Below are 15,766 nucleotides of genomic sequence, written 5' to 3'. Positions count from 1 at the left end.
TTCGGGGATATCGCGGTGTCGCGGAAATTCCGCGGAAGGCCGCGGATCCATGCCGTCACTCTAGGCAGCGGCCCGGCGACGCCGGGTCGGCGGCCGCCGGAAGCGGCGGTCACCGGGCGTCCCGGGCCGCCGTAGGAGCCGGCCTACAGGCGCGGGAGCGCCCGCTACAGGCCGCCGCCGGCCGGTGCCGGGCCGCCCTCGCCGCCGATCCCCCCCATCCCGGCCATGCCCGGTATCGGGAAGTCGATGCGCGGGATTTCCGGCTCGTCGCGCTTGAGCGGCAGCCAGGCGCAGACCTCGGTGCCCTGCCCCGGCGCGCTGCGCAAGCGCAGCTGGCCGCGCTCGGCCTCGACGCGGAAGCGCATGCCCAGCAGCCCGTGCGAGCCGAGCGTGAGCCGGTCCGGCTCGAAGCCCTGGCCGTTGTCCGAGACGACGACCATCGCCTGCGCGTACTCGCGCTTGAGCGTCACCGAGACCTCGGTGGCCCGCGCGTACTTGGCGGTGTTGGTCAGCGCCTCCTGCACCAGCCGGAAGGCGGTCAGCTGCGCGCTGGCCGGCAGTTCGACGGCGGGATCGAGGCTCATCCGGATCGGCACGCCGAGCCGCTCGGACGCCTCGCGGCACAGGATCTCGAGCGCCGGCACCAGGCCGAGCTGGTCGAGCGTCGACGGCCGCAGGTCCTCGATGATGCGGCGCTTTAGCGCGATGCCGCTGTTGAGCGTCTCGGTCAGGTGGTTGAGCCGCTGCATCAGGTCAGGCGCGCCGGCCTGCAGCTTGGGTCGCAGCCGCGCGACGTCCAGCTTGGCCGCGGTCAGCAGCGCCCCGAGCTCGTCATGCAGGTCGCGGGCCAGGCGGGCCCGCTCATCCTCGCGCGCGGTCTGGAGGTGACGGGCCAACTGGGTCAGCTCGGCGGTGCGGCGCGCCACCTCGACCTCCAGCCGGTCGCGCTCGGCGCGCACCTCCTGCGCCTGCTCGGTGCGCTGGTCGTCGAGCGCGCGGCTCTTGCGCACGAACAGCACGAACACGATCAGGCTCAGCAGCGTCATGCCGGCCACACCGATGCGGCTGAGCATCAGCGTGTCGTAGACCTGGCCGGTGCCCAGGGCGATGCGGCGGTTCTCGTCGGCCAGCAACTCGGCCGAGCGGCGCCGGATCTGCTCCATCTGGTCGCGGCCGATGTCGGTCATCATGAGCTCCCGGCCGGCCGCCTCGCGACCGCTCTCGTAGAGCTTGAGCACCTCCTGCAGCTCGCTGAGCTTGGCGCCGACCGCGCTGGCGATCTCCTTGCTGCGGCGCTCGGCGTCCTCCGCCCCGACCTGCGCGTACATCCGCTGCAGCGCGTTCAGGCCCTGGGAGGCGTCCTCCGCGGCGAAGCGGTAGGGGTCCAGGTATTCGGGCCGCCGGGTGATCAGGTATCCCCGTTGCCCTGACTCGGCGTCGGTCACGCGGGCCATCAGCCGGAGCAGTTCCATCCGGGCCCGTCCCAGCGTGTCCAGGCGGTCCATCTGCGACACGGCGCCGAAGTAAGCCAGTTCGCTGATCAGGATCATCAACAGGGCCACGAACACGCCCAGCGGCATCGCCCAGGTCTTGCGACCGAGGTTCGTGACGGTGTCCTTCAGGCTCATCCTCTACACTCCCCGAGCGATTTCGCTCGCTTGACCATCGCCACCATGATCCGAATCGCCATCGTCGACGACCACGCGATTGTCCGCGCCGGGCTGCGGCAATTCCTCTCCGAACAGGTCGACCTGCGTGTCACCGGCGAAGCCAGTTCCGGCCGCGAAGCGCTGGACCTGGCCCGCGCCGGCGAAGTCGACGTGATGCTGATGGACCTCTCGCTGCCCGACCAGAGCGGCGTCGAGACCCTGGCCGCGATCAAGGCCCGCAAGCCCGAGCTGCCGGTGCTGATCCTCAGCGGCTTCCCCGAGACCCACTACGCGACCACGCTGCTGCGCCAGGGCGCCAGCGGCTATCTCAACAAGGAATGCGACCCCGAGGAGATCGCCACGGCGATCCGCACCGTGTTCCGCGGCCGCAAGTACATCACGCCGGCGGTGGCCGAACTGCTGGCCGAGGGCCTCGGCGCTCCCGCCGACCAGGCGCCCCACGAGTCCCTGTCCGAGCGCGAGTTGCAGGTCTTCCTGCGCCTGGCCCGCGGCGAGACCGTCGGCCACATCGCCGACGGCATGTCGCTGAGCGTGAAGACGGTCTCGACCTACCGCTCGCGCGTGCTGGAGAAGCTCGCGCTGAACACCAACAGCGAGCTGACGTATTACGCCCTCAAGAACGGGCTGATCGAGTAGCCGCATCGGCCAGGTCGCCGCAGTAGGCGAGCAGGTCCTCGAGCTCGGCCGACTTGTCGAACACCTTGTGGGCGCCCAGCGCGAGACAGCGCTGGCGCATGTCCGGCGTCGCGTAGTTGCTGAGCACCACCCGGTGCGCCTCCGGCATGCGCTCGCCGGCGGCGCGCAGCACGTTCAGCCCGGTGCCCTGGGCCAGGAAGATGTCGATGATCAGCAGGTCGCAGCCGGGATGGCTCTCCGACAGCCAGTTCAACGCGCCGCGCTCGTCCACCGCATGACCGAGCACGCGCAGGTCCACCATCTCCTCGAGCGTCGCCACCAGGTTCTCCCGGATGACGGCGTTGTCCTCGACGAGGAAGCAGGTGAGGGCGGCGCTGGCGGGCTGGGAATCCATGATGGGGCTCGTGTACGGCTCGAAACCACAAGCGGATGCGCGCGAACGGACGGGATGCGGAGGCACACCGTCCGTTCGCGCGCAGCGCCCGGGGCGGTTGGTCAGGCCGCCGCCGGGCGCGTGTCGGTCGCGCGTCAGCGCTTCAGGCAGGACCTCCGCGGTCCGATCGGTCGCCCGATCAGTTGCGGATGGCGATCTCGTTCTTGACGCGCTTCACGCCCTTGACCTCACGGGCCAGGCGCTCGGCATCGGCCTTCTCGGTGGCGTTCTTGGCGAAGCCCGACAGCATCACCTCGCCCTGCAGCGTCTCGACGTGGATGGAACTGGCGTCCACGGTCTTGGCCTCGACGAACTTGGACTTCACCGCGGTGGTGACCGCCGCGTCGTCGACATACTCGCCGACCGAGGATTGACCGCGGGTGACGGCGCAGCCCGGCAGCATCGTGATGGCGCCCACAGCGGTGGCCAGGGCGAGAACGGTGGCTCGAATCATCATGTTGATCTCCTTGGATTGATGACAGGGCTCGGACTCACGCGGCGTGGCGGTCTGTCGACACGACGGCAGGGGCCGGCTCGGCGAACGTCGCGGGGGCGTGGTCCATCAGGTAGGGCAGCGCCGCTTCCAGTCCCAGGACCGGTTCCTGCTCGCCGACCGCGGTCCACTGGACCTGGCAGGCGATCTCATGAACATGCAGGGCGAGGGAGTGGTGGTCGGCGATACCCATCTGTCGGCTCCTTGTGCACCCCGTGGTGCGCTGGAAGTGACTCTACGTATGCCGAACAGCCGGCCCTGTCGTCCGCATCCGCGATGTTTTGTAGGACAAGCGGAGATCACCGGCGCGGCGTCCGCGGCGCGCCGGTCGTGGTCACGAGTCAATGGCCCTCGGGCGCGTTCGCACCGAGGGTCACGAGGGCGATCACCGCCTGCGGGATGAGGCAATGTCCTACAGGGCGTCGCGGGCGACCCCGACACCCACGGGCACACGCCCTGCCTACGATCGCCGGCATGGAAACCCTGGAAATTGTGAATGCCGAACTGCTGTTGTCGACCCCGCTGACGGTGGTCGTGCGGGCGCGGCTGGATTTCGTGGAGGCCGACGGCCACGAGGCGCAGCGGGAGCTGGCCCTGGTCATCCCGCGCAGCCGCTGCGACGGCGACCGCCCCCTGTGGCCGGCCCTGCTGTCGGCGGCCAGCGAGCATTGGCACCGCTGCCCCGGCAGCGCTCGCCGTCTGCAGGTCTGCATCGACGGCGAATGGGAGACGCTGCTGACCTCTCAGCTGACGCACTGAGCCTGCGCCCGCACACCGGCGCGACGACGACGAGGCGTCGTCCGCTCGAACCCGGATAATCCGCCGCTGGCCGATCACGGCCCGATGACGATGATCCGACGCCTCACTTCCGACTCCCTTCGCCCCTGGGCGATCGCGGCCCTGGCCGCCGCGCTGCTGGCCGGCTGCGGCTCCTTCGGCCCCGGCAGCGCCGCGCGCAGGAACTCCGTCTACCAGAACGAGCGCTTCGCGGCGGACGAGACCTTCTCGCGCCTGTTCGACGCCAGCGTCAACGACACCTGCGAGGCCGCGCGGCGCGCGCTGCTGAGCCAGGGCTACGTGATCAACACCGCGACGCCGGACTCGATCGCCGGTACCAAGCGCTTCCAGCCCGAGGGCGAAGTGCATGTGGAGATCAGCTTCACCATCGTCTGCGTGCCCGAGGGCGGCAGCGGCAAGCTGGCCACCGCCTACGTGTCCGCGCTGCAGGACCGCTACAACGTCAAGCGCAGCGCCAACTCCACCAGCCTGGGCGTGAGCGCGATCGGCTCGATCTCGGTGCCGCTGTCGTCGACGTCGGAATCGCTGGTCAAGGTCGCGTCCGAGACCATCCCGGCCGGGCAGTTCTACGACCGCTTCTTCGCGCTGATGCAGCGCCTGATCACGCAGCAGGGCGTCGAGGACACCAAGGACCTCGACAAGACCGGCGGCTGACGGGCGCCCGCGCGGCGAGCGCCCTCTGCGATCAGGGCTGGGCCGCCTGCTGCGGCGACCCGGCGGTGCGGGTCTTCTCGAGGACCAGCCCCCGGCGCTCCAGCAGCGGCTGGATCTGCGGCTCATGGCCGACGACGCCGCGGAACAGCGTCAGCGCGTCCTGGCTGCCGCCCTGCGACAGCAGCTTCGCGCGGAAGGCGTCGCCCAGCTCGCGCTTCAGGCCGCCATTGGCCTTGAACCACTGCACCGTGTTGGCGTCCAGCACTTCGGACCAGACGTAGGCGTAGTAGCCGGCCGCGTAGCCGCCCATGATGTGGCTGAAGTAGGGCGTGCGGTAGCGCGGCGGCACCGCGTCGTAGTCGTAGCCCTCCTCGCGCAGCGCCCGGGCCTCGAAGGCCATCACGCCGTCCGCCGACGGAATCTGGTCGAGCGGCAGCTGGTGCCAGCGCTGGTCCAGGCTGGCGGCGCTGAGGTATTCGGTGGTGGCGAAGCCCTGGTTGAACTGTCTGGCGGCCAGCACCTTGTCCAGCAGCGCGCGCGGCATCGGCTCGCCGGTCTTGTAGTGACGCGCGTAGTTGGCCAGCACGCTGGGCCAGTCGGCCCACATCTCGTTGACCTGCGACGGGTACTCGACGAAGTCGCGCGGCACCTTGGTGCCGGCCATGCTGGGGTACTTCACGTTCGAGAACATGCCGTGCAGCGCATGCCCGAACTCGTGGAACATCGTCGTCACCTCGTCCCAGGTCAGCAGCGTCGGCTTGCCCTCGGCCGGCTTCGGGATGTTGAGGTGATTCGCCACCACCGGCTTCTGGTTCATCAGGCCGCTCTGGTCGACGTAGGCATTCATCCAGGCGCCACCGCGCTTGGAGGGCCGCGCGTACAGGTCGGCCAGGAAGATCGCCAGCTGCGAGCCGTCCGCATTGAACACGTCGTAGACCAGCACGTCCGGGTGGTAGACCGGCAGGTCGTGGCGTTCCTTGAACCTGAGGCCGTAGAGCTGTCCCGCCGCGTAGAACACGCCGTTCTCCAGCACGTTCTTCATCTCGAGGTAGGGCTTGAGCTGCGACTCGTCGAAGCCGTACTTCTCGGCCCGCAGCTTCTCGCTGTAGAAGCTCCAGTCCCAGGCGGCCAGCTTGAACGAGGGCTGATGTCGCGCGGCCTGATCGCGGTCGATGAGCGCCTGCAGTTCGGCGCCCTCGCGCCGCGCCGCGCCGACCGCCGCCGGCGCCAGCTGGCGCAGCATGCCGTTGACCGCCTGCTGGGTCTTGGCCGTCTCGTCCTTCAGCACGAAGTCGGCATGCGTTGCGAAGCCCAGCAGCCGGGCCCGCTCGGCCCGCAGGGTGACCACGCGCGAGACCAGCGCGGTGTTGTCGAAGCCATTGCCGCGCGAGCCGCGTGCGACGGACGCCTCGTAGATCCGCTGGCGCAGCGCGCGGTTCTCGAGCTGCGCGAGCACCGGCTGGCCGGTCGTGTTCAGCAATGCGATCAGGTACTTCCCGTTCAGCCCGCGGGCCTTGGCGGCCGCCGCGGCGGCGGACACCTGCTCGTCGTCCAGGCCCTTGAGGTCCTCCAGGCTGTCGACGACGACCGCCGAGTCATTCACTTCCGCCAGGACGTTCTGGTTGAAGCGCGCCCCCAGCTGCGCCATCTCGGCGTTGATCGCCTTCATGCGGGCCTTGCCGTCCTCGTCCAGCTTCGCGCCGGCGCGCAGGAACTGGTGGTACTGGCGTTCGATCAGGCGCTGCTCCTGCGCGCCCAGGCCTAGCGCGGCGCGGCGCTGGTACAGCGCCTCGATGCGGGCGAAGAGCCGGGGATTGAGCTGGATCGCGTCGCGGTGCGCGGCCAGCCGGGTCGCGTAGTCCGCCTGCAGCTTCAGCCGCGCGGGGTTGGCGTCCGCGCCGGTGAGGCTCATCAGCAGGGTGGTCGCGCGGCCCAGCGTGCGGCCGCCGCGTTCCAGCGCGACGATGGTGTTGTCGAAGGTCGGCGCGGCCGGGTTGTTGGCGATCGCGGCCACTTCGGCCAGTTGCTCCGCCATGCCCTGGTCGAGCGCCGGACCGATGTCGGCATCCGGGATCCGGTCGAACGGCGGGTATTGCAGCGGCAGCGGGCTCGGCGCGAGCAGCAGGTTGGGCGACGGCGCGCCGGTCGGGGCCGGGGTCGCGGCGACGGTCGGTGCGGCGGCGGGCGTGGCGGTCTGCGCCAGGACGGGCGCGGCGAGGACCACGGTAGCGGCCAGGACGAAGGGAATCCTCATGGGAGACGGGGCCCGCGGGGGACACAGGCGTTCGTGTTGTGCGAGCCCGCCACCTTAGCCGATGACCCCGCCGCGAACGAAGGGCATGGGCGCCGTCCGCCCCCGTGGCGAACCCTGCCCCGGGACAACCCTGAGGCCTTCTCCGGCAAGACGTCACGCCGGCGTTGGCGATTAGCATGGCGGCTCACTTCCGCCGCTCGCGGGACCGGCCCGCGGCCCCTCGCCCCATGTCCGCATCCACCTTCCAGTGGGCCGTGATCGGCCCGGGCGCGATCGCCCATCGCTTCGCCGATGCCGTCGCCCGCCTCGACGGCTGCCGCCTGCATGCGGTCTGCGGCCGCGATGCCCATCGCGCGCAGCAGTTCGCCGAGCGCTGGTCCGCGCCTGGAGAGCCCGCCGTGCTCGCCCACACCGATCCGGCGGCGCTGCTGGCGGATCCGGCCATCGACGGCGTCTACGTGGCGACGCCCCACGGCCAGCACTACGAGCCCGTCCTGGCCGCGCTGCGTGCCGGCAAGGCGGTGCTGTGCGAGAAGTCGCTGGTCCCCAACCAGGAGATGGGCCGCCGTCTGGTCGAGGCCGCCCGCACCCATCGGAGCTTCCTGATGGAAGCCGTCTGGACGCGCTTCCTGCCGGCCTACCAGGCACTCGCGGCCTGGCTGCGCGACGGCCGCCTGGGCGCGCTGCACGGGCTGCAATCGAGCTTCTGCTTCCCCGCGCCCTATGACCCGGACAGCCGCATCTTCAGCCCCGCGCTGGCCGGCGGCGCACTGCTCGACGTCGGCATCTACAACATGACCGCCACCCGCTGGGTGCTGCAGCACGCGCTGGGCGAGGTGCCGCCGCTGGTGGACCTGCAGGTGAGGGCCAGGCTCGCGCCGACCGGCGTGGATGCGCGACTGGCGGTGATGCTGGACTTCGGCGACGGGCTGGTGTCGCAGTTCCATTGCGCGGTGGACAGCTTCGCGCCCAACACGATGCAGGTGCTCGGCGCGGCCGGCGCGATCGTGCTGCCGGAGACCTTCTGGGAAGCGACGCGCCTGCAGTGGCTGCCGGCGCGCGGCACGGCCGAGACGATCGAGCGCCCCTTCGAGATCAACGGCTTCGAGAACGAGATCCGCGAGGCGATGCGCTGTGCCCGCGCCGGCGAGATCGAAAGCCCGGTGGTGCCGCATGCGGAGACGCTGGCGGTGCTCGGCTGGATGGATCGCATCCGTGCCCTGGCCGGGGTGCGCTACCCATTCGACGACGACTTCCCGCCGACGCGCTGACGCGGCCGCGGGGAGAGGACCATCAGAAAAGCAAGCAGCGAGCCCCCATGGAGACACGACCCGGCGCCTTTTCCGACTCGATCCCCGTGCCGCTCCCCGACAGCCCGGCGCTGCGGATCGAGCGGGCGGCGCCCGACGACCTGCCGCGCATCGAGAACCTGATGCAGTTCTACAACTACGACCTCAGCGAGTGGACACCGGTGGCGTTCGCGCCCGAGGGGCGTTACCAGCTGCGGCCGAAGGCGCCGTACTGGGCGCAGCCGGACGTGCATCCGTTCCTGATCTGGGTCGGCGACGAACTGGCCGGCTTCGCGGTCGTCGACCGCGACTGCGAGGACAGCCGGTCCGACCACAACATGGGCTACTTCTTCCTCGCGCGGGGATATCGGGGCCACGGGTTGGCGGCGCGCGCGGCCGGCGAGGTGCTGGCGCGCTTCCCCGGGCGCTGGGAGGTCTACCACTTGATGGCCAACACCCCGGCCGCGCAATTCTGGCCCGGCGTCATCCGCGGCCGCGCCGCTGGCGAGATCGATCGCGAGGTCCGCACGCTCCACGGCGACGAGTGCTGCCTCTACCGCTTCACCGTGGCGCTGCCCGCCGGCGCCTGAGCCCATCCCCTTCCATCACGAAAGTTCCGCCATGCAGCTCATCGGCATGCTCGACTCCCCTTACGTCCGCCGCGCCGCGATCGCGATGCAGCTGCTGGGCCTCCACTTCGAGCACCGCTCGCTGTCGGTGTTCCGCACCTTCGACGAGTTCAGCCGCATCAACCCGGTCGTCAAGGCGCCGACCTTCGTCTGCGACGACGGCACGGTGCTGATGGATTCCACGCTGATCCTGCAGTACGCGCAGTCGCTGTCGCCGGGCCGGGCGCTGCTGCCGCCCAGCGACCCGGCGCTCAAGCGCGCGCTGCGGCTGATCGGCCTGGCGCTGGCGGCGACCGACAAGAGCGTGCAAGCGGTCTACGAGCAGCAGCTGCGCCCGGACGACAAGCAGCATGCGCCCTGGCTCGAGCGGGTGGGCGCCCAGTTGCGCGCCGCGCTGCTGGAGCTGGAGGCGGAAATGGGCAAGGCACCGCTGTCGGCCGAGCGCGACGCGATCGGGCTGGCGGGCATCACGATCGGGGTGATGTGGGAATTCGTCCGGCAGATGACACCGGAGCTGTTGCCGCCGGCAGAGCGGTTGCAGACGCTGATCGCCTATGCGACCGAGGTCGAGCAGCTGCCGGAGTTCCGCGCCGCGCCTCACGGCGACGGCCTCGTCCAGCCCTGCGGAGGCTGAACAAGGCCGGGCGCATCAGCGTGTCGCCGTCGCGGTGCCGCCGCCGGTGCGCGGCAGGCTCTTGATCAGGTGGTGGAGCAGCAGCGCGATCACGACCAGCACGGTCAGCCCGAAGGCCCAGGTGATCCACACCACCGGCACCAGCCAGCCGATCGCGGTCCCGGCCATCGGCGCACCGGTGCCCGCGATCTCCATCAGCCACCGCACGAAGGACTGCAGCAGCTCGAGCAGGCCGGTGTCGAGGAAGGGCTCGGCCCAGGCCGGGAACTTGAACTCGACCGCGGCCTTGCCCAGCTCGGTGGCGCGGCCGGTGGAGAGGGCCTCCACCGTCCAGCGCACCAGGCTCGCCGCGGCCCACGCCAGCCCGCTCCAGAGCAGCGCGAACACGCCGGTCACCGACCAGAGGAAGGTCTTCATCGGGCGCCGCGCGTCAGTCGTCGCTGGAGCCGGCGAAGCCGAAGATGCTCAGCAGGCTGGTGAACAGGTTGAACAGCGAGACGAACAGGCTGACCGTCGCCATCACGTAGTTCCGCTCGCCGCCGTTCACGATCATGCTGGTGTGGAACAGGATCATGCCGACCGACAGCAGCGCCACCACGCCCGAGACGACCATCGCCAGCATCGGCAGCTGGAAGAACAGGTTGGCCAGCGACGCCAGGATCGCGATGATCATGCCGGCGAACAGGAAGCCGCCCATGAAGCTGAAGTCCTTCTTGGTCGCCAGCACATAGGCCGACAGCACCAGGAAGGTCGCACCGGTGGTGCCCAGCGCCAGGGCGATCGTGTTGGCGCCGCCGGGCAGGTTCAGGATCGCGCTCAGCAGCGGGCCCAGGGTGTAGCCCATGAAGCCGGTCAGCGCGAAGACCAGCGGCACCGAAGCAGCGGAGTGCTGCGTCTTGTGGATCGCGAACAGCAGGCCGAAGTAGCCGATCAGCGTCAGGATCATGCCCGGGGCGGGCAGCTTGAATGCCACCGCGGCCGCCGCCACCGCGCCGCTGAACAGCAGCGTCATCGACAGCAGCGCGTAGGTGTTGCGCAGCACGCGCGCCACGTCGGCGCGCTGGGTGAAGACCGAATCGCCACCGTTGGCGGTGGCGGGCGTCCAGGCCGTGGGGGACGCCGGATGTCGTTGGTAGTCGCTCATGACTGGTTCTCCTGGATCCGAGTGAGCCGTTGGACGGAACGCGCGCTCTCGCGCGCACGAACCGCGGACCTTAACGCCAGCTTCACTTCGGATAAACCTGCTTCATTCTCATTCCGCTGAAGCAATTTCCGATTCGTTGTCCATCACCGGTTCCTGCATGCCGCGACGCTGCAGCAGCTTGGACACCAGCGGATGGTTCTGGCCGCGGCGCGAGTAGATCCCGTGCACGTCCTCGACGACCTCGGTCTGTCCCAGCAGGTGCAGGCCGGCCATCATCGACAGGTCGTCCGCGCCCAGCCGGCTGACCGGAAAGACGCCCAGGCCCCGGGCGGCGAAGACGCTCATCAGCGCGCTGTCCTCGAACTCGCCGACGATCTGCGGCCGGATGTGGTGCTGCTCGAACCAGCGCTCCAGGCTCGCGCGCAGCGAGGCGTGGCGCGTCGGCAGCAACACCGGCAGCGTCTCCAGCACGTGAGGGAAGCCCTTGTTCGGCGCACGGCGGGCGCGCTCGACCAGCTCGGCGGGGCCGTACCAGTCGACCGAGGTGCTGGCCAGCAACTGGCTGGTGATGCGCAGGGTGGGATTCACCGGCGCGGGCTGGTCGGTCAGCACCAGGTCCAGATGGTGCAGGGCCAACTCGCCGATGAGCTGGTCGACCTCGCCTTCGTGGCAGACCAGACGCAGGTTCGGCGTATCCAGGACGGGCGCCAGCAGGGCGTGGGCGGCCAGTTTCGACAGGCCGTCGGACAAGCCCACCGACAGGCGCTGGACGCGCTGGGTGGCCGCCTCGTGGACCTCGTGCGGCACCATCTGGCCGATCTGGAAGATCTCCTCGGCGCGGGCGAAGGCGGCCTGGCCGGCTTCGGTCAGCACCAGGCCGCGGCCCTCGGGCTTGAGCAGCTGATGCCCCAGCGATCGCTCGAGTTCCCGCACCTGCGCGCTGATCGTCTGCACCGCCATGCCGAGCCGGTCCGCCGCGCGGGCGAAACCGCCCTCCTTGGCGACGACCCAGAAGTAGTGCAGATGGCGGTAGTTGAGGGCGGACATGGCAGGGCCTCCGAAAAAAACGAAGCCGGATCATAAACAGCTTCGCTTAAACGGAAGTTAAGAACGTTCATGCGAAGGTTTTTCCGACAGACAGACGGAGTCGGCGGATGCGGGTTCGAACCATGGCGGTCCGTCGCATCGCGCGGATGACGCGCGCATCTTCACGCATTCTTCACGTCTCGCTTCGATTCTTGTGCGGCCAGCGGTTCGGAAAAGCAGAACGCGCCGGCGGCCTCGCGGCCCCGGCGCGTTCGACTGGCGCGGGATCACCGCGCATCGTTGAGGGTCAGACGGCGTCCAGGCCCGCCTTCAGGTCGTCGCGCAGGTCCTCGAGGTCCTCGATGCCTGCGGAGATCCGCACCAGCGAATCGGTGATGCCCAGCCGCGCTCGCGTCTCGACCGGGATCGATGCATGGGTCATCAGCGCCGGCAGCGAGATCAGGCTCTCGACGCCGCCCAGGCTCTCGGCCAGGGAGAAGATCCGCACCCGCTCCAGGAAGCGACGCGCGCCGGCCAGGTCGGTATCGAGCTGGACGCTGATCATCCCGCCGCCCCCGCGCATCTGGCGCTGGGCAAGCGCCTGCTGCGGATGACTCTCCAGGCCCGGGTAGTGAACGCGACGCACCTTGGGCTGGCCTTCCAGCCAGCGGGCCAGTTCAAGCGCGCTCTCGTTGTGGCGCGCCATGCGCAGCGCCAGCGTCTTCAGACCACGCAGGGCCAGGAAGCTGTCGAACGGGCCGGCGATCGAGCCGACGGCGTTGTGCAGGAACTCCAGCTGCTCGCGCAGCGCGGCCTGGCGCTGCTCGCCGCCGACCACGACCACGCCGGAGATCACGTCGCTGTGCCCGTTGAGGTATTTCGTCGCGGAGTGCATCACCGCGTCGAAGCCCAGCTCGAGCGGGCGCTGCGCCCAGGGGCTGGCGAAGGTGTTGTCGGCGATCGCCAGCGCGCCGTGCGCGCGGGCGATCCTGGCGACGGCGGCCAGGTCGGTCAGCTTCAGCAGCGGATTGCTGGGCGTCTCGATCCAGATCATCTTCGTCTCGGGCCGCAGGGCGGCGCGGACGTTCTCCGGATCGCTGCTGTCGACATAGGTCACCTGCAGGCCGGCGCTGCGCTTGCGCACGCGCTCGAACAGCCGGTAGCTGCCCCCGTACAGGTCGTCGCCCGCGACGATGTGGGCGCCGGCGTCCAGCGTGTCCAGCACGGTCGCCATCGCGGCCAGGCCGGACGAGAAGGCGTAACCCTGCACGCCGCCTTCCAGGCTGGCGATCGCCCGCTCATAGGCCTGGCGGGTCGGGTTGTGGGTGCGGCCGTATTCGTAGCCCTGGTGGACGCCGGGGCTCTGCTGGCGGTAGGTCGAGGTCGCGTAGATCGGCGGCATCACCGCGCCGGTCAGCGGGTCGGGGCGTTGGCCGCCATGGATCGCGCGGGTATCGAAGCGCAGGTCGGCGTCGGCGGGGTGGTCGTTGTCTTTCTCGGAGGCGTGGCTCATGACAAGCCCTTTCGCAGGTGGTTCAACAGGTCGAATCGGGTGACGAGGCCATGGAAGCCGCGATCGTCGGCGATCACGGCCACCAGGCCCTTGCGCAGCTGCGCGATCAGGTCGGACAGCGGCGCCCCCGGCGGCAGCGTCTGCACATCATGGCTCATCGCGCTGTCCACGCTGTCCTTGAAGTGGCGCGCGTCCATGTGCATCTGGGCGAGCAGGTCCGACTCGTCCAGCAGGCCGACCAGCTTCCCGTCCTTGAGCACCGGCAGCTGCGAGACCTCGGCCTGGCGCATGCGCGAGAAGGCGGTGGCCAGCGTGTCCTCGGGGCTGACGCTGATGACGGCGCCGTCCTCCGGACGCCGCGCGATCAGGTCGCGCAGGTCGCCCTTGCTCTCGCGCTTGAGCAGGCCCTGGTCGAACATCCACGGGTCGTTGTAGACCTTGGACAGGTAGCGGGTGCCGGTGTCGCAGACCAGCGTCACGACGCGCTTGGGCGTGGTCTGCGCGCGGCAGTACTTCAGCGCCGCGGCCAGCAGCGTGCCGGTGGAGGAGCCGGCCAGGATGCCTTCGGCGCGGTACAGGTCGCGGGCGGTGGCGAAGCTCTCCTCGTCGGTGATCGCATAGGCGTGGCGCACGCCGCTCAGGTCCGCGATCGGCGGCACGAAGTCCTCGCCGATGCCCTCGACGGCCCAGGAGCCGGCCTCGCCGAAGCTGCCGGTCTCGATGAAGTCCTTGAGGATGGAGCCGGCCGGATCGGCGAGCACCACGTCCAGGCCCGGCCGGACCTTGGCGAAGAAGCGCGACAGGCCGGTGATCGTGCCGCCGGAGCCGACGCCGCAGACCAGCGCGTCGATGCGATGGCCCACCTGCTGCCAGATCTCGGGACCGGTGGTGGTCTCGTGCGCGAGCGGGTTGTTGGGATTGTTGAACTGGTCGGCGTACCAGGCGCCGGGAATGTCCCGGACCAGGCGCGCGGCGCGGTCCTGGTAGTAGTCGGGATGGCCCTTGCCGACGTCGGAACGGGTGATGTGCACCTCGGCGCCGAGCGCCTTGAGCTGCAGCACCTTCTCGGCCGACATCTTGTCCGGCACGACCAGCACGACGCGGTAGCCCTTCGCGCGCGCGACCAGCGCGAGCCCGAGGCCGGTGTTGCCGGCCGTGGCTTCGACGACGGTGCCGCCGGGCGGGAGCAGGCCGTCGCGTTCGGCCGCCTCGATCATCGACAGGCCGATGCGGTCCTTGATCGAGCCGCCGGGGTTCTGCGATTCGAGCTTCAGGAAGAGCTGGCAGGGGCCGGTGTCGAGCCGGTTCACCGGCACCAGCGGCGTGTTGCCGATCAGGTCCAGCACGGCGGGCCGGTCGGGCCGGTCGATCGCTGGCGAGGCGGGGGTGGAAGAGGTCTCCTTGGCACTCATGGGCGCTCCTTGTGATCCTGGTGGGATGGTCCGGCGACGCATCCGGCGGGGTGATGCCGGGTGCGGGCAAACCGCGCAGCCTATCCGCCGGGAGCGGGTCGCTCCAAGCGCGGTTATCGCCGCAGCTTATCCGCTTCGCTTCGTTCCCGGCCTGGCGTCGCGTCCCTACCCTTCATCCCACTCGTCCAGCATGAGGAAGCCCAAGACCCAGCCATGAACTGACCCTTGTCATCCGATGCGAGCAGCGCCCCGGCTTCGGCCGGGGCGTTTGTTTTCCATCGGCCGAGCCTTCAACGCTGCATGCCCCACCGCCTGACCGTCACGCGCTCGATCGTGCTGAACACCAGCCGCTCGACCAGCCAGCCGATGAGGATCACCAGCGCCAGGCCGGCGAAGACGCGGTCGGTCATCAGCTCGTTGCGGTTCTGGAAGATGTACCAGCCCAGGCCACCCTGGCCCGAGGACGCCCCGAAGAACAGCTCCGCGGCGATCAGCGTCCGCCACGCGAAGGCCCAGCCCACCCGCAGGCCCGACAGGATCGACGGCAGCGCTGCGGGCAGCAGGATCTGCGCGACATAGCGCGGCCCTTTGAGGCCATAGTTCCGGCCCGCCATGCGCAAGGTCTCGGGCACCGCCTCAAAGCCCGCCGACGCCGCCAGCGCCAGCGGCCACAGGACCGCATGGACCAGCACGAAGATCAGACTCCCCGAACCCAGGCCGAACCACAGCAGCGCCAGCGGCAGCAGCGCGATCGCCGGCAGCGGATTGAACATCGCCGTCAGGCTGGACAGCAGGTCGCGGCCCCAGCGCGACGAGGTCGCCAGCGCTGTCAAGCCCAGCGCGAGCGCGACGCCCAGTGCATAGCCCTGCAGCAGCAATCTCAGCGAGATGAGCGCCCGCTGCAGCAACTCCCCGCTGGCGAGCCCCTCCCACAGCGCGCGCGCGGCCGCGGTGAAGGTCGGCAGCAGCAAGTCATTGCCTGCGGCGCGCGCGGCGATTTCCCACAGCCCGGCCAGGAGCGCCAGCAGCGCCGCCTGGCGCCAGGCGCTCGAGTCCAGCGCGCGCCGCCACAGCCGCACCTGCGTCGCATCGACCGGCACGACATCGGCCAGCACCAGCTCCCGCTCAGCGCGCGCGGGAGGATCCAACCGAGCGGTCGGCAGCGCAGTCACAGTCATCGG

Annotated in this window: 17 protein-coding genes; 6 read left to right on the top strand and 11 right to left on the bottom strand. The window is 70.0% G+C overall.

The annotated features are described in order from the left end of the window. Positions 1–164: 164 nt before the first annotated feature. A complete protein-coding gene (locus tag CS062_RS05370; RefSeq protein ID WP_099860414.1) occupies positions 165–1,628 on the bottom strand; it encodes a CHASE3 domain-containing protein in 1,464 nt (487 codons plus the stop codon). Between the two features lie 45 nt (positions 1,629–1,673). Between CS062_RS05370 and CS062_RS05365 the strand changes: the two genes are divergently transcribed. Beyond that, positions 1,674–2,306 (top strand): response regulator, encoded by a 633-nt coding sequence (locus CS062_RS05365; RefSeq protein WP_091729829.1) that lies wholly within the window; start codon positions 1,674–1,676, stop codon positions 2,304–2,306. Here CS062_RS05365 and CS062_RS05360 read toward each other — a convergent pair. The 3 genes from CS062_RS05360 to CS062_RS05350 all read right to left on the bottom strand — a co-directional run bounded on the left by CS062_RS05360 (position 2,284) and on the right by CS062_RS05350 (position 3,425). Then, the gene (locus CS062_RS05360) at positions 2,284–2,700 is read right to left on the bottom strand and encodes a response regulator transcription factor (protein WP_099860413.1); all 417 of its coding nucleotides are present in this window, start codon (positions 2,698–2,700) and stop codon (positions 2,284–2,286) included. The genes CS062_RS05365 and CS062_RS05360 overlap by 23 nt on opposite strands. A gap of 178 nt (positions 2,701–2,878) precedes the next feature. Then, positions 2,879–3,193, bottom strand: a complete 315-nt coding sequence (locus CS062_RS05355; protein WP_233217922.1) for a BON domain-containing protein — start codon at positions 3,191–3,193, stop codon at positions 2,879–2,881. Between the two features lie 37 nt (positions 3,194–3,230). Beyond that, complete coding sequence (locus CS062_RS05350; RefSeq protein ID WP_099860411.1) at positions 3,231–3,425, bottom strand: hypothetical protein; 195 nt, start codon at positions 3,423–3,425, stop codon at positions 3,231–3,233. A 281-nt stretch (positions 3,426–3,706) separates the two neighbouring features. On the opposite strand from CS062_RS05350, the gene CS062_RS05345 reads away from it, so the two are divergent. Both CS062_RS05345 and CS062_RS05340 read left to right on the top strand, forming a co-directional pair. After that, entirely contained in the window at positions 3,707–3,991 is a 285-nt protein-coding gene (locus tag CS062_RS05345) for a hypothetical protein (protein WP_099860410.1), read from the top strand. A gap of 84 nt (positions 3,992–4,075) precedes the next feature. Continuing rightward, a complete protein-coding gene (locus tag CS062_RS05340; RefSeq protein WP_233217914.1) occupies positions 4,076–4,684 on the top strand; it encodes a DUF2242 domain-containing protein in 609 nt (202 codons plus the stop codon). A gap of 31 nt (positions 4,685–4,715) precedes the next feature. On the opposite strand, the gene CS062_RS05335 is transcribed toward CS062_RS05340, so the two are convergent. Continuing rightward, a complete protein-coding gene (locus CS062_RS05335; protein WP_099860409.1) occupies positions 4,716–6,938 on the bottom strand; it encodes a M3 family metallopeptidase in 2,223 nt (740 codons plus the stop codon). 227 nt (positions 6,939–7,165) lie between these two features. On the opposite strand from CS062_RS05335, the gene CS062_RS05330 reads away from it, so the two are divergent. The 3 genes from CS062_RS05330 to CS062_RS05320 are packed head-to-tail and all read left to right on the top strand — an operon-like array spanning position 7,166 to position 9,490. Continuing rightward, positions 7,166–8,209, top strand: a complete 1,044-nt coding sequence (locus CS062_RS05330) for a Gfo/Idh/MocA family protein (protein ID WP_158238671.1) — start codon at positions 7,166–7,168, stop codon at positions 8,207–8,209. 47 nt (positions 8,210–8,256) lie between these two features. After that, positions 8,257–8,817, top strand: a complete 561-nt coding sequence (locus tag CS062_RS05325; RefSeq protein WP_099860407.1) for a GNAT family N-acetyltransferase — start codon at positions 8,257–8,259, stop codon at positions 8,815–8,817. Between the two features lie 31 nt (positions 8,818–8,848). Further along, positions 8,849–9,490: a glutathione S-transferase family protein gene (locus CS062_RS05320; protein WP_091729797.1), complete on the top strand. Its 642-nt coding sequence runs from the start codon at positions 8,849–8,851 to the stop codon at positions 9,488–9,490. A 15-nt stretch (positions 9,491–9,505) separates the two neighbouring features. Here CS062_RS05320 and CS062_RS05315 read toward each other — a convergent pair whose 3' ends face one another. From CS062_RS05315 to CS062_RS05290, 6 genes are all read right to left on the bottom strand, one after another. Further along, positions 9,506–9,907, bottom strand: coding sequence for a hypothetical protein (locus tag CS062_RS05315; protein WP_099860406.1), 402 nt, complete (start codon positions 9,905–9,907; stop codon positions 9,506–9,508). Positions 9,908–9,920: 13 nt separating this feature from the next. After that, positions 9,921–10,634 carry a Bax inhibitor-1/YccA family protein gene (locus CS062_RS05310; RefSeq protein ID WP_099860405.1) on the bottom strand — a complete coding sequence of 238 codons (714 nt, stop codon included), beginning with the start codon at positions 10,632–10,634 and terminating at the stop codon, positions 9,921–9,923. A 108-nt stretch (positions 10,635–10,742) separates the two neighbouring features. Continuing rightward, positions 10,743–11,681 carry a LysR family transcriptional regulator gene (locus CS062_RS05305; protein ID WP_099860404.1) on the bottom strand — a complete coding sequence of 313 codons (939 nt, stop codon included), beginning with the start codon at positions 11,679–11,681 and terminating at the stop codon, positions 10,743–10,745. 286 nt (positions 11,682–11,967) lie between these two features. Further along, a complete protein-coding gene (locus tag CS062_RS05300) occupies positions 11,968–13,173 on the bottom strand; it encodes a trans-sulfuration enzyme family protein (protein WP_099860403.1) in 1,206 nt (401 codons plus the stop codon). Further along, complete coding sequence (locus CS062_RS05295) at positions 13,170–14,585, bottom strand: pyridoxal-phosphate dependent enzyme (protein WP_099860402.1); 1,416 nt, start codon at positions 14,583–14,585, stop codon at positions 13,170–13,172. The genes CS062_RS05300 and CS062_RS05295 overlap by 4 nt, the downstream gene beginning before the upstream one ends. A gap of 290 nt (positions 14,586–14,875) precedes the next feature. Then, positions 14,876–15,763: an ABC transporter permease gene (locus tag CS062_RS05290; RefSeq protein ID WP_099860401.1), complete on the bottom strand. Its 888-nt coding sequence runs from the start codon at positions 15,761–15,763 to the stop codon at positions 14,876–14,878. Positions 15,764–15,766 lie beyond the last annotated feature (3 nt).

This window comes from Roseateles chitinivorans, from assembly GCF_002761755.1.
In the GTDB taxonomy this organism is placed as follows: domain Bacteria; phylum Pseudomonadota; class Gammaproteobacteria; order Burkholderiales; family Burkholderiaceae_C; genus Roseateles; species Roseateles chitinivorans.
Note: the sequence above shows the minus strand (reverse complement) of the source record. Positions and strands in the feature narration are given on the sequence as shown.